The 22,122-nt window shown below is 73.5% G+C and carries 8 protein-coding genes; 2 read left to right on the forward strand and 6 right to left on the reverse strand.

Features of this window, described 5'->3' with window-relative positions; translation table 11 throughout:
- The first annotated feature begins 176 nt into the window (after positions 1-176).
- The gene (locus ADK86_RS25505; protein ID WP_053698679.1) at positions 177-977 is read left to right on the forward strand and encodes a hypothetical protein; all 801 of its coding nucleotides are present in this window, start codon (positions 177-179) and stop codon (positions 975-977) included.
- Between the two features lie 67 nt (positions 978-1,044).
- Here the strand turns inward: ADK86_RS25505 and ADK86_RS25510 are convergent, their stop codons facing one another.
- Genes ADK86_RS25510 through ADK86_RS25530 form a run of 5 tightly spaced genes read right to left on the reverse strand, consistent with a single transcriptional unit; the run spans position 1,045 to position 17,109 of the window.
- The gene (locus ADK86_RS25510; protein WP_004571774.1) at positions 1,045-1,917 is read right to left on the reverse strand and encodes a TauD/TfdA dioxygenase family protein; all 873 of its coding nucleotides are present in this window, start codon (positions 1,915-1,917) and stop codon (positions 1,045-1,047) included.
- Positions 1,918-1,972: 55 nt separating this feature from the next.
- The gene (locus ADK86_RS25515; RefSeq protein ID WP_234346028.1) at positions 1,973-2,707 is read right to left on the reverse strand and encodes a hypothetical protein; all 735 of its coding nucleotides are present in this window, start codon (positions 2,705-2,707) and stop codon (positions 1,973-1,975) included.
- Positions 2,670-3,803, reverse strand: a complete 1,134-nt coding sequence (locus ADK86_RS25520; protein ID WP_234346029.1) for a GSCFA domain-containing protein — start codon at positions 3,801-3,803, stop codon at positions 2,670-2,672. The genes ADK86_RS25515 and ADK86_RS25520 overlap by 38 nt, the downstream gene beginning before the upstream one ends.
- Positions 3,803-13,090, reverse strand: a complete 9,288-nt coding sequence (locus ADK86_RS25525; protein ID WP_053698680.1) for a non-ribosomal peptide synthetase — start codon at positions 13,088-13,090, stop codon at positions 3,803-3,805. The genes ADK86_RS25520 and ADK86_RS25525 overlap by 1 nt, the downstream gene beginning before the upstream one ends.
- Before the next feature lie 2 nt (positions 13,091-13,092).
- Positions 13,093-17,109: a non-ribosomal peptide synthetase gene (locus tag ADK86_RS25530; protein ID WP_063789085.1), complete on the reverse strand. Its 4,017-nt coding sequence runs from the start codon at positions 17,107-17,109 to the stop codon at positions 13,093-13,095.
- Positions 17,110-17,853: 744 nt separating this feature from the next.
- Here ADK86_RS25530 and ADK86_RS25535 point away from each other — a divergent pair.
- Positions 17,854-20,871: a non-ribosomal peptide synthetase gene (locus tag ADK86_RS25535; RefSeq protein WP_053698681.1), complete on the forward strand. Its 3,018-nt coding sequence runs from the start codon at positions 17,854-17,856 to the stop codon at positions 20,869-20,871.
- Positions 20,872-20,889: 18 nt separating this feature from the next.
- Here the strand turns inward: ADK86_RS25535 and ADK86_RS25540 are convergent, their stop codons facing one another.
- Positions 20,890-21,951, reverse strand: a complete 1,062-nt coding sequence (locus tag ADK86_RS25540; RefSeq protein WP_053698682.1) for an ATP-dependent DNA ligase — start codon at positions 21,949-21,951, stop codon at positions 20,890-20,892.
- Positions 21,952-22,122: the final 171 nt, after the last annotated feature.

Here is a 22,122-nt window from a genome sequence, read left to right on the forward strand (position 1 = left end):
TCCCGTCCGTGCCGTGAACTGCCGACGTCTCAGCATTGCATGGCCGGGAATTGCGCCGGCCGTGTCCGCCGGTGGCCGCCGGTGTTTGTAGCTGGGTTGTGACGGTCGTCGGAAATGGGTGCCGGCCGTACGCCGGGATACGGTAAAGGCCCCCGCGAACGTAAGAGGAGAGGCTGATGAGCTCGTCCCCGGTCGCCGCCGAGGCGTTTTCGTGTTTTCTCGCGCAGCTGGAAGCCGACGGGCCCGGTACGGGCGGAGGCGGTGCGCGGAGCGCGCAGGGGGTGACCGCGCCGGCGTGGTTCGTGCCGGTGGCCGCCGCGCTGTTCGACGGGCAGCCCGTGGAGGTCGCGACGGACTGGGCGCGCCGGGTGTACGGGGAGGTCGAGCGCCTGGAAGGGCGGATTCCGTTCGGCGTGGTGCACGACTGGCACCTGCGGACGGCGCTGCCGATGCTGGTGGCGGCGAGTGCCCGGCGGGGCGGTACGGGCGCGGAGCTGGAGGCCGTACGCGCCTTGCACGAGCGGGCCGCGGCGGGGGACCCGGGCACGGAAAGCGAGTGGGCCGCGGCGCTGGAACCGGCGCTGCGGGAGGTTTACCGGCTGGCTTATGCCTATGCCGACGCCTTCGCCACGGCGACGGCCAATGCCCGTGCTTATGCGGTGGCCAATGATTACGGCGAGGAGAAGACCGAGGAGTTCGCCGCGTATTACGCGAAGCTCAACACCGGTGCCAATGCGCGGTCGTTCGCCGACGCCCACGCCCTGGCGAATTCCCGGGCGGTGGCGGCGGCGTACGCGAACGGGGACGCGCGGGCCTATGCCGAGGCGTACCCGGGCGCGTACATCCACGCCTACGCACTGGCCGAGGCCAACCGGGAGGTGGCCGACGGCCAGGAGGACGAGCGGTGCCGTACGGCGTACGGGCGGCTCGCCGAGGGATTGGCGGAGAGCCTGGAGAGGGCGGCGGCCGCCGCCTGAGCCGTAACGGTTCTCCCCACCGGCCGCCGCCCCGGGCACCCACGGCCCGGAGCGGCGGCCGGTCGCGTCACGCCTGAGGCCGCTGCCCCTTGATCGCGACGCGGCGGCCGTAGCGCGTCTGCGGGTAGTAGTCCCACGTCGCGTGGTGCTGGAGGCAGCGGTTGTCCCAGAAGACCAGCGTGTTGGGGGCCCAGCGCACCCGGCAGTTCAGCAGCGGCGTGCGGGCGATGTGGTCGAAGAGCATGTCGAGCACGGCCCTGCTCTCGCCGCGGGTGAGCTGCGGGATGTGCGAGGTGTAGGCGCCGTTGACGAACAGCAGCTTGCGGCCGGTCTCGGGGTGGCGGGCCACGACGGGGTGCTCGTTGACGGGGACGACGTAGTCGGCCGGCGGGGTCTGGCCCTGCCAGGGGAGGATGCCGTCGTGGACGGCGGTGAGGCCGTCCAGGAACGTCCGCATGGCCGGGGACAGCAGCTCGTACGCCAGGTGCATGTTGGCGAAGAGGGTGTCGCCGCCGCTGCCGCCCTCCGGCGGGCGGATGATGTGCAGCATCGAGCCGAGCGAGGGCTCGGCGTCGGCGGTGCCGTCGGCGTGCCAGCCGTTGCCCGCCACGGCGCGCGACTCCTTGGTGGTGCTCAGTTCCAGTACGTACGGGTCGGAGCCCTCGGCCGGGGCCGCCACCGGGTGCAGCTCGCCGAAGTGGCCCGCCAGCCGCTTGTGGTCCTCGGGCGTCAGCTCCTGGTCGCGGAAGACCAGGACGTGGTGGGCGAGGAAGGCGCGCCGCAGCTCGTCCACCTGGCCGGGGGTCAGCTCCTTCGACAGGTCGAGGCCGGTGATCTCGGCGCCGGTCAGCGGGGTGATCGGGTCGACCGCGATGGTGTCGTAGACCTCGGGCTCGCGGGTCGTGACGCGCTCGATGGCGTCCAGTGCGTACTGCTCCATTGCGCCCCTCCTGGGGTGGTACGGGGTATACGGGGTGGGTCGGGGGAACGGGCGGTCACAGGCCCCGGGCCAGCAGGTCGGCCAGGATGAGCCGGCCGAAGGCCAGGTTGCCGTGGATCACGTCGTTGGGTTCGCAGAGTTCGGGCCGCTGGAGGCCGGTCCCGTCGGTGACGCGCTCGCGCAGGTCCACGACCTCGACGCCGAGCGCGGTGACCGCACGGCGTACGACGTCCTGCGCCGCCATGAACACGTCCGGGGACGACAGGCCCGGTACGCGCTGCGGCGGCATTGCCGCCAGCACGCGCAGGCCCAGTTCGCGTGCGTGGGCGTAGAAGGTGAGCGCGTCGCGGACCGTGGCGCGTACCAGGTCCTCGAAGAGGGGGCTTTCCAGGAAGCCCGGGGCGAAGCCGCCGCCGCGCACCCGGTAGATCCGCCAGTTCTCGGTCGTGGCGATGAAGTGGGCGCTGAAGCCGAAGGTGCACACCAGCGGGACGGTCAGCTCCCCGAGCCCGGCGATGCCCAGCTCGTCCAGGAACCGGCGGTAGTACGCGTCCGCCTCGGCCTTGCGGAAGACCACGTCGGTGCCGCGCGCGTCGAAGAACTCCGCGTTGAAGTCGCGTCCGGCGCCGATCGGGCCGCCGCTGAACGGGATGCCGGCCGCCTTCGCCGCCCGCCCGACGGGCCCGGCGTGCGAGTCGCCGAGCAGCAGGAACCGGGCGGCGGAGGCGCGCGCCGACGCGTCCGCGCCCGGCTCAGCCCTGGTTGTAGTAGTCGAGTACGGCGTCGTCACACCAGAAGTCCTCTCCGGTCGGTGCGGGCTGGGCGGGGGCGGCGGGCCGCGGCGCGGCCGGTGCCTGGGCGAGCGCGTCGAAGAACTGGCGCATGACGAAGGCGACGCCCTCCGGCGTGACGGTGCGCAGGTTCGGCTCGAAGAACCCGGCCTTGAACGGGAAGCCGGTGACGATCTCGTACGCGGGGAAGTAGTCGACGTCCTCGTGTTCCTGGGCCAGCTGACCGGCCACGGCGCGCAGCACGGACTTCGAATACGTGGTGGCGGTCAGGGCGTGGCCGCCGGTGGCGGTCGCGGTCAGCGGTACGGGGGAGACCGTGAGCAGCACCCGCAGGCCCGGGTTGACGGTGCGGGCCAGCGCGATGGCGTGCGACAGGTCGCGGCGGACCTCGTCGAAGGTGAAGTTGTGGAACGCGTACCGCCCGGCGTCGAAGGCGCCGCGCACCGTGCCGGGGCAGACCGGCTGCACGGTGCCGTCGCGGCGGTCCACCCACGCCTCGGTCAGGCCCAGCGTGAAGACGAAGCAGTCCGCCTCGGCGACGGCGCCGCGCACCGCCGCCAGGGTGGCTTCGCGGGCGGCCCGTACCGCGTCCGCCGTGGGGTGCCCTTCCGGATCGACGGCCGGGCGGAACGGGTCGTACCAGCGGCCGTCCTCGGTCCACACCTCGTCGGGCGGGGCGGTCTCGCCGTGCGCCCAGGACAGCCACTGCCGCAGCATCGCGGCGGTGTAGATGTTGCCGGTACGGAACGAGAACACGCCGTAGTGGCGGGCCCGGCGCTCCTCCTCGGTCAGCCCCGGCGGGGCCGGTTCGGCGTCCCGCCAGTTCATGCCGCGTTCGAGCAGGGCACGGCCGATGTGGCGGGCGAAGCAGGAGCCCGCGGTCAGGACCACGTCGTCCTGGCCGATGGCGAACTTCGGGGTCCACAGCCCGCCGATGTCCGCCGGGTCCGGCTCGGCCACGGCGGTGCGCCAGAAGGAGCGCGGCGGGAGGGACTGGTACGGGTTCTCGGTCGGCATGGTGGTGGCCTCGGCTCGGGGGACGGGTGGTCGGTGGGCGGGCGGGTACGGGGCGTTCCCCTCGGTCAGGTACGGCATCAGCGGCGCTCCGGGTCGGTCGGTGCGGCGGCGTCCACCGCGCCCGCCGCGTACGTACTCACCGCGTCCGCCACGGCCCGCACGTACGGAGGCCGGACGATGCCGTAGTGCGTGGTGTCCACGCTCTGCCAGCCGCGCAGGTCCGGCAGCCGGTCCCGCCACTTGCGCTGCTTCGCCTCCGGCGTGCCCAGGTCCGGCAGTCCCTCCACCGGCCGGTTCGCCAGCCACAGGTGGGTGGGCGTGCCGGTCAGCCGGGGTACGTCGTGCCGGGCCATGCCGGCGATGTTGGCCCGGCAGCAGCGCGCCAGCCGCTCGGCGTACGCCTGCGCCTCCCGGCTCGCCGGCTCACCCGTGCCGCCCTGTCCCAGCTCGTGCGCGAAGACCGCTTCGAGCTGGGTCTCGTCGTACGCCCTGAAGTGCGGCGCGGCGTCCGGCGGCGGCGGGTCGAGCAGGTGGAGCGCGGCGGCCGGACGGCCTGCCGCCTCCGCTTCGGCCGCCATCGCCTGCGCCACCCATGCGCCGAAGGACCAGCCGGCCAGCTGCCGGCGCCATCCGGTGTGCGGGAAACGCGCTTCGAGGGCGGCGTGGTAGCGCCGGGCCCGCTCGGTCAGGGACCAGGCCGGCGGGTCGGGGAGGCGCAGCGCGGGGTCGGCGATCAGGCAGACGGTGAAGCGCGGGTCGAGGGCCGACACCAGCGCGCGGTACGCCTGGATGTCGCCGCCGACCGGGTGGACCAGGCACAGCAGGTCGCGACCGGTGCCCTGCTGCCAGACCTCCAGCGTCACCGGATCATCGGCGGCTTTGGTGGCGGCCCGGTCCGCGCCGGACGGTTCCGCCCCCGCCTTGACCAGGACCTCGTTCAGGCTGACCTGATGGCTGAGCTGGGACAGCTCCAGATCGACGCCGAAGTGCTCCTCCACCTTGCCGATCAGATCGAGCATGGTCAGCGAGTCGGCGCCCTGGTCGTAGAGCGAGGCGTCCGGGTCCAGCTCGTCCAGGCCCAGCCAGCGGCCGAGCCAGTCGGCGAGTTCGGCGGCGGCCGAGGCGGTTGCGGTGCCGGACGTGACGGGCGGCACGGACGCGTCGGCCGGAGCCTCATAGAACGCGCGGGCCTCCTCGATGGGCGTCGTGGAGACCAGCAGCTGCGGGAGTTGCAGCTCCAGCGCCCGCGCGAAGAGCCGCCGGCCCTCCTTCACCGCCAGGCCGACCGCGAGGTGGGCCTGATGGCGGGCGTCCGTCCGCAGGGCGTCGCGCGCCATGCCGACCTCGCTCCAGATGTCCCAGTCGATGCCGATCCGCAGGGTCGCTTCGGCCTCGCCGCTCCGGTGCCGGGCGAAGCCGTCCAGCAGGCCGTTGGCGGCGGCGTAGTCGAACTGGCCGATGCCGCCGAACTGCGCCGCCATCGAGGAGCAGTACGCGGCGAAGGCCGGCCGGTGCCGCTCGATCAGCCGCTCGGCCAGCAGGGCGCCGTGCAGCTTGGCGGCCATGGCCTGGCGCATCGCCGGGGCGTCCCGCCGTGTGACGAGGCCGCCGGCCGCCGTGCCCGCCGCGTGCACGACACCGTCGATCCGGTGGGTCACGGCGTCGATGCGCGTGAGGACGGTCTCGGTCGGCGTCTCGGCGAGGTCCGCCTCGACCAGCTCGACGCGGTCGGCCCACGCCGTCAGCTCGGCGGGCACGCGCGGCTGCCGGGACAGCAGGACCACCCGGCAGTCGGAGCGCTCCAGCAGCCAGGCCGCGATGCTGCTGCCGATGCCGCCGGTACCGCCGAGGATCAGGTACGTACCCGCCTCGTCCGGCAGTACGGAAGGCAGCGCGGAAGACGGCGCCGTCGTGGGGGCGGGCACCGGCAGCAGCGCCTGCTGCCACCAGTACCCCTGCCGCAGCGCCAGCCGCCGCGGCAGCGTGCCGGAGTCGTCGGCGCGTCCCGCCAGTGCCGCCAACTGCTCGGCGCAGTCGGCGAGTTCGCGGCTCGGCAGGTCCAGCCAGCGGCCGTCGACGGCGCACTCCTGCGGAGCCACCTCGCAGACCCCCGCCAGCAGGCCCAGCTCCGGCCGCCGTACGGGCCCTTCGACCGGCTGCGCACCGTACGACAGCCACCACGGCCGCACCTTCTCCGCGAGCGGCGTACCGGCGACGGCTTGCAGCAGGGCGGCGGGCGTGTCGAGGCAGGCCCAGCGGGCGCGCGTCAGCGCGTCCTGGTCCACCGGGCCGTCGACCGCCAGCGGCAGGGCGTGCAGCCAGTCGATGACGGCCTCGCCCGGGTCGCCCAGCGCGTCGAGCAGCTGCCGCAGCGAGGCCGGGTCGGCCGGGTCCACCTCGTACACGTCGTCCGCCGGCCGGGCGTACGCGCCGGCCGCGCCGACCCGTACCACCCGGGACCAGCCCGCCTCGAAGGAGCGCAGCGCCTCGGGCGGCAGCGGTTCGGCGGTCACGACGACCAGCAGACCGCCGGGCGTCCGCGACGCGGGGGCCGGGACGGCACGGCTCAGCCGGACCCAGTGCGGCTGGTGCAGCCAGTCGGTCGCAGGCAGCCGCTGGGGAAGTGCCTCGGTGGTGGCCTGGTTTGCGGGGGCGTCCGTCTCCGGCGTGGCGCGCTGGAAGTCGTACGTGGACAGCTCGAACGCCGGGGGCGGGAAGTCCCACGGGGCTTGCGCCGGACCGGCGGGCCAGCGGATCGTCCGCCCGGTCAGCCAGGCGTCGGCCAGTTCCTCGGGGGAGCGGCCTTCGGCCGGCAGCGGCTCCTCGGGGCCGTCCGCGTCGGTCGGTGCCGGGGCGATGTCCGGTACCTGCTCGGCCTCCGCGACCGTACGCAGCCACGCCACCGCGCTCGCCGCGTCGGCGCAGACCGCCGCGGCCCGTCGGCGGTGGGCCGGGCGGCCCGCCTGGAGGTGGCGCAGCACCTGTCCGTACGTCTCGGGCCGGGCCTGGAGATAGTCGGCGATGCGCGCGGCGTCGGCGCGCAGCCCGGCCGCACTGCTGCTGGACAGCGGCAGGCAGGGCACCTCGGACACGGGCTCCTCCGCCTGTTCGCCCGCCTCCAGGACGAGGTGGGCGTTGGTGCCGCCGATGCCGAAGCTGCTCACCGCCGCCATCCGGGGCCGCCCGGTGGGCCACGGGCGCGCCTCGGCCGGAATGGTGAACGGCGCCGCGTCGGTGCCGATCTGCGGGTTGAGGCGGCGGAAGTCGACATTGGGCGGGATGACGCCGTGGTGGACCGCGAGGGCGGCCCGTACCAGGCCGACCACGCCCGCTGCGGCGCCCAGGTGCCCGATCTGGCTCTTCACCGAGGCCAGCGCGCAGTGGCCGGTCCCGTCCGGCCCGTCCAGACCGAACGCCTGGCGCAGGGCGCCGACCTCGACCGGGTCGCCGAGCGCGGTGCCGGTGCCGTGGGCCTCGACGTAGCCGAGGTCGGCGCCGGTACGGCCGCTGCGGCGCAGGGCGGTGCGGATCACCTCGCGCTGCCCGGCCAGTGAGGGCGCGCTGTAACTGAGCTTGGCGGAGCCGTCGTTGTTCAGCGCCGAGCCGGTGATCACCGCGTACACGGTGTCGCCGTCCCGCCGTGCCAGCCGCAGCGGCTTGAGCACGATCACGCCGACGCCGCTGGCGCCGATGGTGCCGTCGGCGTCGTCGCTGAACGGCCGGCAGTGGCCGTCCTTGGAGAAGATGTGCTGCGGCCGGTAGCGGTAGCCGTCGGTGAGCAGGGTGTCGACCAGTACGCCGCCGGCGAGCATCACCTCGGCGTCGCCCTGGCGCAGCAGCCCGGCCGCGACGTGCACCGCCACCAGCGAACTGGCGCAGGCCGCCTGCACGGTGAAGGCCGGGCCCGACAGGTCGAGGTGGTAGGCGACCTTGGTGGCGAGGAAGTCCTTGTCGTGGTGGAGCGCCATCTGGAAGCCGTCCGGCAGGTACGCCGGGTCGGCCTCGCGCAGTACGGACTGGTAGTACGTGTTCTCGCCGCAGCCCGCGACCAGGCCGACGCGCTGCCCGGCCGGACCGGTGATACCGGCGTGGGCCAGTGCCTGTACCGCGCTCATCAGCAGGTGGCGCTGTTGCGGGTCCATCAGCCGGGCCTCCTGGCGGCTGATGCCGAAGTGGTCCGGGTCGAAGTCCAGCAGGCCGGACATCTGGCTGCGGGCGCCCACCAGGCCGTCGGCGGCGTCGAAGTGCTCGATGCCGCGCCCGCCGGTCCGCACCATCTCCCAGAAGGCGCCGAGGTCGTCCGCGCCGGGCAGCCGCACGGCCATGCCGACGACGGCGACCGGCTCGTCGGCCGCGCGGGACGCCGGTGCGTCCTGGCGTACCGGCGTCTCCGGCGCTGTCGAGCCGGTCAGGAACCGCGCCAGCCGCCGGACGGTGACGTGCTCGAACAGGTCGGGAATGCCGAACGACAGGTCTGGCTCGGCGGTGCAGCGCAGGTGGAAGCGCATCAGGTCGAGGCTGGTGGCACCCGCGTCGAAGAACCGCTCGTCGGGGCCGACGGGCGTACCGACCACCGCCTCGAACAGCTCCGTGAGCCGGGCCTCGACCGGCGACAGGGCCGCTGCCGTGGCGGCGGTACGCGGGCGCAGCTCCTCGCCCGGCGCGCTCAGCGCCTGGCGCCGGTCCAGCTTGCCGCTCGGGGTGAGCGGGAGGGACGCGAGCCGCCGGAAGCGGTCGATCCGTACGTACGGAGGCAGCAGCGGCGCCAGGTGCGCGGCCAGTTCCTCCGGCGCCGGGGACTCGCCGCGGCACTCCAGACAGGCCGTCAGCCGGCCGCCGTCGCGCACCACGACCGCGTTGACCACGCCCGGGTGCTGGAGCAGCGCCGCCTCGACCTGTCCCAGCTCCAGCCGGTGGCCGCTCAGCTTCACCTGCTGGTCGTCGCGGCCGAGGTAGTGCAGCAGGCCGTCCCGGTCGAAGCGGGCCAGGTCGCCGCTGCGGTAGAAGGTGCCCAGGCCGGGCAGCTCCACGAAGCGGGACGCGTTGAGCGCCGGGTCGCCGAGGTAGCAGGGCGCGGCCATCGGGCCGCCGATCAGCAACCGTCCGGGACAGCCGGGCGGTACGGGCGCGTCGGCCTCGTCCACGACGTGCAGCCACGCGTTGGCGACGGGCCTGCCGATGGCCGGGCGCTCCGGCCAGTGCGCCGGGTCGCCCTCCAGGCAGAGGCTGCTGACGACGTGCGTCTCGGTCGGGCCGTAGTGGTTGAACAGGCGCGCGCCGGGCAGCCCGGCGAACCAGCGGCGTATCGCGTCCGTACACAGCAACTGTTCGCCCGCGGTGACCACTTCGCGCAGCCGGGACGGGAAGCGGCCGAGCCGGACGCCGTGTTCGGCCAGCAGGTGCAGCGCCACGTACGGCATGAAGATCCGCTCGACGCCTGCCGTTTCCAGCTGCTCCAGCAGGGCCGGTGCGTCCTGCCGCCAGCCGGGCCGTACGAGGTGCAGACGGCCGCCGCTGCACAGCGTGCCGAAGATCTCCTGGAAGGAGACGTCGAAGGACAGCATGGAGAACTGCTGCGTGACGGCGCCGCCCGCCAGGCCACCGGCGTCGGCCTGCCAGTGCAGCAGATTGCACAGCGTACGGTCGGGCACCTGCACGCCCTTGGGTGTACCGGTGGAGCCGGAGGTGAACAGCGTGTAGAGCGGCCGTTGTCCGTCGTGATCGGGCGCGTCGTACGCGGGTACGTCCGGGGCGGCGTCCGGCAGCGTGACCGGGTGGCGCGGCAGGTCCGCCGGGGCGATCGCGTCGATCGCCGCCGTGCCGTCCGGCGGCACCAGGACGCACAGCGGGCGCACCTGGTCGAGGATCTGCCGCAGCAGCTTCGGCGGGTACGACGGGTCGAGCGGCACGATGGTGAGGTTGAGCCGGGCCAGCGCCAGCAGCGCCACCGCGTGCTCGGCGGAGGGCTCGAAGTGCAGCGCGACGCAGCGCGGGCGGTCGTCGTCCTCCGGCGGGGCGGGGTACGCCGCCCGTAGCTCGTCGGCCAACGCGACGGCGTGCCCGCCGAGTTCGGCGTACGTCAGGGTGCGGCCGTCGGCGACCAGCGCGGGAGCGTCGGGCGTCCGCCGCGCCTGACGGGCGAAGCCCTCGGCCACCGTGGTGAACGCCGGGGGAGTCGCGGCGTCCCGGCCGGGCTCGGGCAGGCCGTCGCGGTACGGGCCCACCAGTTCGGCCAGCGTGGCCGTACCGCCGTCGGCCAGCTCGTCCAGCCCCTGCCGGAACAGGGTGGCCATCGCCTCCGCCTCGGCGTCGTCGAAGTGCTCGGCGGCGTACTCCCACAGGCAGTCGAAGCCCGCGTCGTGTTCGACCACGGAGAGCGTCAGCGGGCACTTGGCCTCGGCCGGCACCGGCCACTCGGGGCGGGAGGTGCAGCCGGGCAGCGTCAGCGCGCCGAAATCGGTGTTCTCCAGGACGAAGAGAAAGTCGAACGGCGGGCCGTCCGTACGGTGCTCCCGGTCGGCCAGGACATCGGCCAGCGCTACGTCCTGCCGGTCCAGCACTTCCTGCACGGCGGCACCCTGCCGCAGCAGCTGCGTGCGCAACTGCTCGCGCGGTGCCAGATCCAGCGGCAGCAGCACGGTGTTGGCGAACATGCCGACACTGTTCTCGAAGGGCTGCACCGGGCGGTTGGCCACCGGCCCGGCGATACGCGGCCGCGAGCGCCCGGTCACGCCGTACAGGCTCCAGGCGAACACGCCCAGCAGCAGTTGGAAGCGGGTGAGATCCAGGTCGGCGCAGAGCCGGTCGAGCGCGGCGCGGCGGCCCGGGTCGAGCGGGGCGCGCAGCAGCCGGCCGTTGGTGCGGGGCCGGGGGCGGGCGGGCTCTAGCGGGGCCGCCGCCTCTTCCACGGTGTTCAAGTAGCCGTGGAGCTCGGCACGTTGTGCCTGGTAGGCGTCGGTCGCGAACCACTCGGTCTGCCAGCCCGCGTAGTCCAGCGGCGTCGGCGCCGCCGTGGGCTCCGCCGCCTCCGTGCCGCTCAGCGCGGCCGCGTAATCGGCCGACAGCTCGCGGAAGAGGACATTGAGCGACCAGCCGTCGACCGCGATGTGGTGCAGGTGCAGCAGCAGGATGCCGCCGCCCGGCCGCGGAAGGAGTGTCGCTTGCAGCAGACGCGGGCGGGCGAGGTCGAAGGGGGCGGCGAAGAGACGGTGGGCGGCGGGGCGCCAGTCGGGCTCGTCGGCCGTCGGCGTGCCGGATTCGGCTGACGTATCCGTTCCAGGCGCGTCGGTCCCTGTCAGTGATTCCGGTGCCACCCACGGGTCGTACGCCTCGCCGACCACCTGCCGCAGCCCCTCCGGCGTGGCCTCGAAGGCCGTACGCAGCGCGGGGTGACGCGCCACCAGCCGGCGCAGCGCCTCCCGCAGCGCGGCGGTGTCCACCGCGCCGTCCAGCCGGAACGCCAGCGGGACGTTGTACGCGCAGGACCGCGGGTCGCGCTGTTGCAGGAGCCAGAGCCGCTGCTGCTCCGAGGTGGCGGGAGCGGAGCGGGCGCCCGAGGGGGCGGAGGGCTCCGGGTACGGTGAGGCCTCCCCGTCGCGAGCCTCCGCGACCGCGGCGGCGAGCTGTGCGAAATCGCCCTGGAGCACCGCTGCCCGGGGCAGTTCGCAGCTCCAGCGCCGCCGGACCTCGAAGCGCAGCCGCAGTGCCTTGAGCGAGTCGCCGCCGTTGGCGATCCAGCGGTCGCCCGGCCGCAGGCCCGGTACGCCCAGCACCTCGCCCGCCAGCTCCAGCACCGTGCGCTGCCAGGGCGTGGCCGCCGCGTCCTCCGCCGTCTCCGGGCGCTGCCAGGGGCGGTCGTCGCGACGCAACAGTGCCGTCGCGTCGACCTTGCCGTTGGCGTTGAGCGGCAGCTCGTCCACCAGGTACACGTGGTGCGGGCGCATGTACGCCGGGAGGCCGTCCGCCAGGTGCCGGTCGAAGGCGTCGAACGACAGCTCGTCGCCGAGCACCAGATAGGCCAGCAGTTCATTGACGCCGTGCGCGTCACGGCGGGTGCACACATACGCCTGGCGCACCGCCGGATGGGCCTCGATCCGCCGCTCCAGCTCGCCCGGCTCGATGCGGAAGCCCCGCACCTTGACCTGCCGGTCGGCGCGCCCGACATAGCCGATCAGGCCGTCGGCGCCGCGGCGCACCAGGTCGCCGGTGCGGTAGAAGCGGCGCTCGCCGCCGTCGTGCCAGGGGAGCCGTACGAAGCGGCGCGCGGTCTCGTCGGGCAGGTTGCGGTAGCCCGCCGCCAGCGCCTCGCCCGCCAGGTACAGTTCGGCGGTCTCGCCGGGCTCGGCGGGCCTGGCGCCGTCGTCGGCCACCACCAGGGCCTCGGTGCCCGGCAGCGTCCGCCCGATGGGCACCACGTCACCGTCGAAGTCGCGGGGCACAGGGTGGCAGAGGGCGAAGGTGGTGGCCTCGGTGGGGCCGTAGATGTTGTGCAGCCGCGTCGGGCTCGTGGGGTTGTCGCGGTACCAGCGGCGCAGCAGCGGCGCGTTCAGCTGCTCCCCGCCGATCAGCACCTGGCCGGCACCGGAGAAGCAGTCGGGCACCTTGTCGGCGACCGCGTTGAACAGCGCGGTGGTGATGAACAGCGAGTCGATGCGCTCGCGCCGCAGCGCGTCGCTGAGCAGGTGCGGCGTCTGCACCTCCTCGTCGCCGAAGATCACGCAGCAGCCGCCGGTGAGCAGCGGCACCCACACCTCGAAGCTCAGCGCGTCGAAGGCGGGGTTGGCCAGGCAGGCGTAGCGCGCGCCCGCGTCGAGGCCGATCCACCCCGGGCGCGCGAGCCGCAGGATTCCGGCGTCCCGCACTTCGACGCCCTTGGGGCGGCCGGTGGTGCCCGACGTGTAGAAGATGAAGGAGGCGGGCGGGGTGGCGGACAGCGGCAGCGGGGTGTCGCCGCCGTCGGTGAGCAGTTCGGCCACCGGCAGGGCCCGTACGCCGTCCGGCAGCCCGTCGGGCGCCGTACCGTCGTGGAGCACCGTGCCGCTCGCGGAGTCGGTCAGGATGTGGCGTCGCCGCTCGGGCGGGCTCAGCCGGTCGAGCGGGACCACCACGGCGCCCAGCCGCAGGATGCCCAGCATCGCGCAGACCAGTTGCCACGAGCGCGGCAGGCAGACCGCCACCGCCTGGCCGGGCCGTACGCCGTGCCGGTGCAGGGACCGTGCGACGGCGGCGCTGGCGGTGTCGAGTTCCGCGTAGTCCAGGTGCCGGCCGCCGTCCACGACCGCAAGGGCGGCGGGGGTGCGGCGGGCCTGGGCGAGGACGCTTTCGGCCAGGCAGGGGGAGGCCGGGAAGGTCGGTTCGGGTTCCATGATCACTCCTGCGCCTGTGCTGACTCGGCTTCCGGCCCGGTGGACAGCGACGGGCTGCCGGGCGGCGGGGGAGCGGCGGCCAAGCGGGCAAGCTCTGCTTCCACCAGCGCGGCCACCCGCAGCACCTCGGCGCTCTCCAGCATTTCCCAGTGGTCGCAGTACGCCGGTTCCACCACGAAGTCGCCCTTCGCGCGCCGCTGCCAGAAGTCCCGCACGTCCCGCCGGAACGGGGTGTCGGTGCCGTCCTCGACGGCCTGGACGAGGACCGTGCGGGCCGCCGACGGCGGTGCCGGGTAGGCGCCCGCGGTCTGCCGGTTGTGGTTGTAGATGCGGAAATACTGGTCGATCTGCTCGTCGTCGATGCCCGGGTACATGCCGTTGAACTTGACGAGCTTGTCGCGGAACTCGGCCATGTCCACCGGCGCCGTCGCGGCCGGGTCCACGGGCCCGTCCGAGCCCTGGGTGTCGAGCAGCACCACGCTGACGTCCGTACGGCCGGACTCCGCCAGGCGGCGCCCCATCTCATGGGCGACCAGCCCGCCGTACGACAGGCCGGTGACCACCACGGGCCCGTCGAGCAGCGGCGTCACCAGCGTCAGATACGCCTCGGCCATGGCCTCGACCGTCGGCAGGAAGGTCTCGCCAGGGTTCACGCCGGGTGACTGGATGCCGTAGATACCGAAGGACTCGGGCAGCGCCTTGGCCAGCGACAGGTAGCAGAAGGCGGTGCCACCCGCCGGGTGGACGCAGATCACCCGCTGCCGGCCGTCACCCGCCCGGAACTCGATCAGATTGCTGTCCGGCCGGTCCGGCGCGCCGCGGCGCAGCCGCCCGCCCAGCGCCTCGATCGTCGGGTGCAGCATGATGTCGCGCACCGGCAGCGTCTCGCCGAACTCCTCGCGGACCGCGTGCGCCAGCTTGATCGCGGAGATCGAGGTGCCGCCGATGTCGAAGAAGTTGTCGCCGATGCCGATCTCGGAACGGACCAGCACCCGCTGCCATATCCGGTACAGCGCCAGCTCGACGTGGTCGCGCGGGCTGGCCTGGTTGACCTGGACGGGGGCGTCGGCCCGCGCCCGTTCCAGCAGCGCGGCGCGGTCCGGCTTGCCGTTGGGGGTGCGCGGCAGCCGCGGCAGCTCCACGAACAGCGCCGGGATCATGTAGCCGGGCAGCCTGCGCGCCAGCATGGTGCGCCATGCGTCGGGCTGCCGCGCCTCGGCGTCGCCCCGGCCCAGGAAGGCCACCAAGCGTGCCTCGCCCGCCGCGTCCCGGTCGGCCAGAACCACCGCCTCGCGCACGGCGGGCCCCTCCAGCAGCGCCGCCTCGATCTCGCCCAGTTCGATACGGAAGCCGCGCAGCTTGACCTGGTGGTCGCGGCGGCCGACGTACTCGGCGTCGCCGCCGGGCAGCCGCCGGGCCAGGTCGCCGGTGCGGTACATCCGCTCGCCGGGCGCGAACGGGTCCGGTACGAAGCGCTCGGCCGTCAGGCCGGGGCGGCCGACGTAGCCACGGGCCAGTCCCGCGCCACCGATGTAGATCTCGCCGGTCACACCGGGCGGTACCGGACGCAGGCGCTCGTCCAGCAGCCGGACCCGGGTGCCGTCCAGGGGGCGGCCGACCGGGCACTGCCGGGACAGCGGGCGGGGTTCGGTGTAGCCGGTGCTGAAGACCGTGGTTTCGGAGGGGCCGTAGCCGTTGAGCAGGCGGAGTTCAGGCAGGAATTCCCGCATACGGTGCAGGGCCTGTTCCGGTACGGGTTCCACACCCGTCAGCAGGCGGCGCAGCGCAAGACCGGCCAGCCGCTCCCCGGGCGCCTCATCAATCCACTTGATGAAGGCGGGCGGCAGGAACGCCTGCGCGATGCGGCGGGTGCGCATCCAGTCCAGCAACGCGTCGGGGTCGGCGCGCAGTTCACCGGGGACCGGGTGCAGCGCGCCGCCCGTGGTGAGCGGCAGCAGGATCTCGAACGCCGAGCAGTCGAAGCCGATGCCCGACCACCACGACGCGGCCTCGCCCGCTCCGTCGTCGAAGCGCGCCAGCCAGTGGTCGAAGAGGCTGGCAACGTTGCCATGGGTGACGCCGACGCCCTTGGGGCGGCCGGTGGAACCCGAGGTGAAGACCACGTACGCCAGGCGGTCGGGGTGCGCGGCGATGCCGGGTGCGTCGTCGCGCCGGCCCTCTGCCTCGACGGCGGCCAGTGACTGCCAGTCGCCGGACGGTACGGGTGCGTCGCTCAGCACCAGGGCGGGCGCGGCGTCCTCCACCATGGCGGCCAGCCGTTCGGCAGGCAGTTCGGGGTCGAGCGGCAGATAGGCCGCCCCGGCCTTCAGGATGCCGAGGACGCCCACGACCAGCGCCGTCGAGCGTCCGGCGTGCAGGCCGACCACCTGGTCCGGGCGCACACCGCGGGCCAGCAGGGCGTGGGCGAGCCGGTTGGCGCGCCGGTCCAGCGTCGTGTAGTCCAGCCGCTCGCCGTCGCACACCAGCGCCGTCCGGCCGGGCTGTTCGCGTACCCGGCTCTCGAAGCGGTCGATCACGCCGGACCACGCCGCCCGGTGCACCGTCCCGTCCCACTCCGCGACGAGCCGGTCCCGCTCCTCCTCGTCCAGCAGCGCGAGGGCGTCGGCGGCGGTGCCGGGGTCGGCGGCCATCTGCGTCAGGATGCGCCGGAGATAACGGCCGTACCGTTTCACGGTTTCCGCGTCGAACAGCGCCCGCGCGTATTCCAGGCTGCCGACAATACGGCCGTCCTCTTCCGCCAGCGACAAGGTCAGGTCGAACTTCGCGACGTCGTACGGCGAATCCAGCGGCGTCACCTCGATATCCGGCAGCGACAGCTCGCCCTCCTCGCTGTTCTGCCACGCGAACATGGTCTGGAACAGCGGGGTGTGTGCCGGACTGCGGGACGGATTGACGAGTTCCACCACCTGCTCCCACGGCAGGTCCTGGTTTTCCAGCGCAGCCAGGGCGACACCGCGTACCCGCTTGAGGAGTTCGGCCACCGTCGGTCCGCCGGAAAGATCGACACGCAGTGCCAGGGTATTGACGAAGAAGCCGATCAGACCTTCCAGCTCGGCGCGCCGGCGATTGGCCACCGGCGTGCCGATCACCACGTCGGCATGGCCGGACAGCCGGGAGAGGACCAGTGCCCAGCCCGCCAGCAAGGTCATGAACAACGTACTGCCGTTGCGGCGGCTCGCGTTCTTCAGCGCCGCGGTCAATTCCGCGTCGAATTCCAGCGGAAGCTTTCCGCCGCGGTAGTCCTGCTCGGCCGGCCGCGGCCGGTCGGTGGGCAGTTCCAGCAGCGCCGGGGCGTCGGCCAGTGCCTTCTTCCAGTGGTCCGCCTGCTTCGCCGGTGCGCCGTCGGAGAGCCACTTCCGCTGCCAGGCCGCGTAATCGGCGTACTGCACCGGCAACGGCGGCAGCGGATTCGCCTCACCGGCGCGGAAAGCGGTGTAGAGCGCGGTGATTTCCCGCGTCAGCACGGTCATCGACCACCCGTCGGACGCGATGTGATGGGCGGTCAGCAGTAGTACGTGGTGGTCGGCCGCCAGCACGACCAGGCGCCCGCGGATCAGCGGACCCTCGGCCAGATCGAAGGGCGCGATCGCCTCCTCCCGCAGGAGTCCGGCGAGCCGTGCTTCGGCCGCGGACGCGTCACCGGCCCCGCTCAGATCGTGGACCTGCAAGGGAAAGCCCACGTCAGACGGGTCGATCTGCTGGTACGGGGTGCCCGCCACCGCGACCAGGCGGGTGCGCAGCACCTCGTGTCGGGCGACCAGCGCGTCCAGGGCGCGGGTCAGCGCGCCCCGGTCCAGTGGTCCGCGCAGCCGGAACGCCTGCGGCATGTGGTACGCCTCGCCGGCGCCCCGCATCTGCGCCAGGAACCACAGCCGCTGCTGCGCGTAGGACAGCTCCAGCGGCCCGGTACGGCTCGGCAGCGGCTCGACAGCGGTCTGCTTCCGCGTCGTCCGGGGGTTTTCGGAAGTCGAGGCGCGGAACGTTTGATTCGCCGGCAAAACTAGCTCTTCTTCTGTGCGAGGAGGTTTGTTCGTGCGGAGGCTGAACAGCTGCCGCCGGCCGGGCCCGAATACGGTGCGGTAAGGGCCGGAATGGGGTTGGCGGGCGGGTGCGTATTCGGACGCCGCGCAGGCCGCTGCGGGAAGTCGCGGGCTGAACTCATGGCAGTCGTATCCGCGGAGCGGAGGGGGGCCGGGGAGTTCGCGCATGCGCGCCGGAACGGCTCGACGAGGGGCGGGAATGCGTGGTGGGGGTGGTGTTTCGGCGCGGCGGTGAAGTACGGGCGGGGCCGTGGGACTTCCGCGGGGAAGTGCGGTCGGCCACCCGGCAGGCCGGTTCCGGTCTGCCCGCCGCCTCAAGTGGCCATGATGCGCACTCGCTTTCCGGGCCACCGGTCGGGCGGCCCCGTGCACACGGACCCCGATTCGGGTGCCGTGCTGGACGCTTTGTGACCCCGAGATGATCGAACAGTGTTGCGGAGTGTGTCAATGGTCGTAAGTTCCGTGTTTGACCGGTCCGCCGGGGCGTTCCGCGGTGCCCTCGAAGCGTGCACGGCCGTGCCGGGCGGCCTGTGTGGCGGTTCGGACGGCCGCGTCCCGGCACCCGGTGAACTCACCGGAAATCTTTCGGGAAGCGATGAAGTTCGCGCAGATAGTTGCATATCCCAGCCGGGGTGAGGCAGATTGAGAGCGCTTCCATCGGCGGGGACCACCCTCGGCCGCAGCGCTGAAGAAAGCTGTTCGATGTCCGACGCTCCAGCAAGCCCGCGCTCCCCGATCCAGGCCCGTCCCGCCTCGGCCGCCCAGAGCGGGATCTGGTTCAACGAGCAGCTCGACGACTGCGGGTCCGTGCACCACGTGCCCTTCACCCTGCACTTCGACGGCCCGCTCGACACCGCCGCGCTGCGCCGCGCGTGCGATGCCCTGCTGCGCAGGCACCCGGACCTCACGAGCGCCGTCGAGAACCGGGACGGCGTCCCCCACCTCGTCCCGGCGCCCGTACGGCCCGAGTTGGTGACCGAGCGGGCCGGCGCCGAGGCCACCCGGCAGCACATCACGGCACCGTTCGACCTCGCCGAGGGGCCGCTGTGCCGCCTGGTCCTCCAGATCATCGGCCCCCGCGAGCACCGGCTGCTGGTCGTCGCCCACCACCTCGTCTTCGACGGGCAGTCGATGGAACTGTTCGCGGCCGACCTCGCGGCGCTCTACGGAACGGAGGCCGGGCACGGCACCCCCGTACCGCCGGAGCCCGCGCCCGCCGAACCGGCCGGCGCGGAGGACGCCCGGATCGCCGCCAAGCTGACCGCCGCACGGGACCATTGGGCGCGGCACCCGCTCGGCGACGACGATGTGGTGCTCCCCGGCCTGGAGCGCCCGGCCCACGGAGCGGCACCCGGCGCATCGGTCGAATTCGCCCTCCCCGGAGACCTGCGGTCCCGGCTCACCCCGCTCGCGGACCGCCTGGGCGTCACCCGCTTCGAGTTGATCGTCGCTTCCTTGCACGCCCTCCTGTACCGCTACGGCAACGCGGTGCCGGTCACCGCCCTCGATCTCGGCACCCGTACGCCGGAGCAGCAGGGCCACATCGGCGTCCACGTCAACGAACTGCCCTTCACCACTGCGCCGGAGCCCGGCCTGACGTTCGCGGAGTTCGCCCGCGCGACCCGGGCCGGACTCAGCGAGCTGTACCGGGTGCGCGACGTACCGCTCGGCCGCGCCGGCACGGGCGTGAAGCCGGCGGTCGCCCTCGCGCCGGTCTCGCTCACCTACCGGCGCCCAGGGCCCGCGCCGGAGTTCCCCGGGCTCACCGTCTCGGCCGACTGGACGCCCTCCAACCACTCCGCCCGCAACGCCCTGCGCGTCGAACTGGTCGACGGGCCGGACGCGTTCCACGTACTGCTCCAGTACCCGCCCCGGTCCCTCGCCCGCGAACACGCCGAGAGCCTGACGCGGCACTGGCTGACCCTCCTCGGCCACGCGGCCGGCGACCCGGACACACCGCTGGCCGGACTGCCCCTCCTCGACGGCGACGCGCGCGAGCGGCTGCTGACCGGCGTCAACGACACGGCCGTGGCGTACCCGGCGCGGACCGTCCCCGAGCTGATCGCGGAACAGGCGGCCCGGCAGCCCGACGGCGTCGCCATCGTCCACGCCGACCGCAGCCTGACGTACGCGGAACTGGACGCCGGAGCGGAACGCCTCGCCGCGCGTCTGCGGGACAAGGGCATCGGCGCGGGGGCGCTCGTCGCCGTACGGGCGAGCCGCTCCGAACGCCTCCTGATCGGCCTGCTCGGCGTCCTCAAGGCCGGTGCGGCCTACATCCCCCTCGACGCGGAATACCCGCGGGAGCGCATCGATTTCGTCCTCGCGGACGCCGGCGCAGCGCACGAACTGGGCGACACCGACCTGTCGCCCGAGACCCTCGCGGCCGACGGCGAGCCGCTGACCCCCGACGCGCCGCTCCCGTCACCCGCCTCCGCCGACCTCGCCTACGTCATCTACACCTCCGGCTCGACCGGCCGCCCCAAGGGCGTACAGATCGAGCACCGGTCCCTGACGAACCTCCTGCTGTCCCTGCGCGACCTGCTCGGCTCCGGACCCGGCCACCGCTGGCTGGCGCTGACCTCCGTCTCGTTCGACATCTCCGGCCTGGAACTGTTCCTGCCGCTGGTCACCGGCGGCACGGTGATCGTGGCGGGCGCGGGCGACACACGCGACGGCGCCGCGCTGGCGGGCCTGGTCGCCCGCCACGGCGTCACCCACGTCCAGGCCACACCGACCGGCTGGGCGATGCTCCTGGACAACGGTTTCGACGCGCCCACCGTGACCGCGCTGGCCGGTGGCGAGGCCCTGCCCCCGACGCTCGCGCAGCGGCTGCGCCCGCGAGTCGGACGCCTCCTGAACGTTTACGGTCCCACCGAGACCACCATCTGGTCGACCTACGACGAGATCGACACCGAACCGGACGAGGTGACGATCGGCCGGCCCCTGGCCAACACCCAGGTGTATGTGCTCGACGAGCGCCTGGAGCCGGTCCCGGCCGGTCTGCCCGGTGACCTCTACATCGCCGGGGCGGGCCTCGCCCGCGGCTACGTCGGCCGCCCGGAACTGGACAGCGAACGCTTCCTGCCGGACCCGTTCGGACCGCCCGGCAGCCGGATGTACCGGACCGGCGACCGGGCGCGCCACCGCGGCGACGGCCGCCTGGACTTCCTCGGCCGCACGGACGATCAGATCAAGCTGCGGGGCCACCGGATCGAACTGGGCGAGATCGAGTCCCGGCTGCTGGCGCTGGAGGGCGTGGACCGGGCGGCAGCCGCCGTCCGGGACGGCCGTCTGACCGGGTACTACGTCGGTACCGCGGACACGGGACCACTGCGGCGCGCACTGGCGGCGGCCCTGCCCCCGTACATGGTTCCGGAGGTCTTCGTGGCCCTCGAAGCCCTGCCCACCACCCCGAACGGCAAGCTGGACCGCGCCGCGCTGCCCGCGCCGCCCGAGGAGACCATCGCACAGCCGCCGGCGGCCGACAGTCCCCTGGAAGCCGTCCGGGACATCTGGCGCGAGGTCTTCGGCCTCCCCGAACTCACCGACACGGACGATCTCTTCGACCTCGGCGGCCACTCGATCACCATGACCCGGATATCGACCCGGATACTCGACCGGCTCGGTGTGGAGGTCCCGCTCTCGGCGTATTTCGACGCGCCGACGGTGGAGGGGATCGCCGGGGTGGTCGCCGCATTGCAGGAAGAGCTTCCGTAGCACAGCGGCGGGCCGCGATCAGGCCCCCAGCACCTCGGCCAGGTCGTACCGCACCGGCTCCTCCAGCTGTGCGTACGTGCACTGCTCCGGTTCGCGGTCGGGGCGCCAGCGGCGGAACTGGGCGGTGTGCCGGAAGCGGTCGCCCTGCATGTGGTCGTAGGCGACCTCCAGTACGCGTTCGGGGCGCAACGGAATCCAGGAGAGGTCCCTCTTCCCGGTCCACCTGCTGGGACCGCCGGGCAGCCGGCCCGCCGCCTGCGCCTCCTCGCTGGTCCACTCCTCCCACGGGTGGCCCGCGACGGACTCCGTCCGCAGCGGTGCCAGCTCCTCCATCAGCTCCTCGCGCCGGCGCATGGGGAAGGACGAGCAGACGCCGACGTGCTGGAGGCGGCCGCTCGCGTCGTACAGGCCCAGCAGCAGGGACCCGACGACCGGGCCGCTCTTGTGCGGGCGCAGGCCCGCCACCACGCAGTCGGCGGTCCGCTCGTGCTTCGTCTTGACCATGACCCGCCGTCCCGGCCGGTACGGCATGCCGGGCGGCTTCGCCACGATGCCGTCCAGCCCGGCGCCCTCGAACTGCTCGAACCACTCGCGGGCCACGTCCAGGTCCTCGGTCACCGGCGCGGTGAAGACCGGGTCGGCGGCATCGCGCAGCGCCGTCGTCAGGGCCTCGCGGCGGTCCCGCTGCGCCGTGGACATCAGCGACTCGTCGTCCAGGGCCAGCAGGTCGAACGCCACGAAGGCGGCCGGGGTCACCTCCGCCAGGTGGCGCACCCGGGAGTCGGCCGGGTGGATGCGCTCCAGCAGGGCGTCGAAGTCCAGGCGCCCGTCCCGGGCGATGACGATCTCCCCGTCCAGTACGCAGCGCGCGGGGATCTCCGCGCACAGGGCCTCGACCAGCTCGGGGAAGTACCGGGTGAGCGGCTTGCCCGAGCGGCTGCCGAGTTCGACCTCGTCGCCGTCGCGGAAGACGATGGCCCGGAAGCCGTCCCACTTGGCCTCGTACTGTATGCCGGGCGGAATGTCCGGGGCGGCCTTCGCGAGCATCGGCTCCACCGGGGGCATCACGGGAAGATCCATGAGGGCGATTGTGCGGCGGGGCGCGCGGGCGGCCGGCGGTACGCGCCCGCCGACGGGCGGGGCCTGCCCGTACGGCCTAGACGAGTAGTTCCGAATGCGGGGTTCGCAGACGCGGGGAGGGTGTCCAGCATCGGGGTTGTGACGACCCAGTTGGACACCCTCTTGACCGCA

The sequence above is a fragment of the Streptomyces sp. NRRL F-5755 genome (assembly GCF_001279365.1).
Classification (GTDB): domain Bacteria; phylum Actinomycetota; class Actinomycetes; order Streptomycetales; family Streptomycetaceae; genus Streptomyces; species Streptomyces rimosus.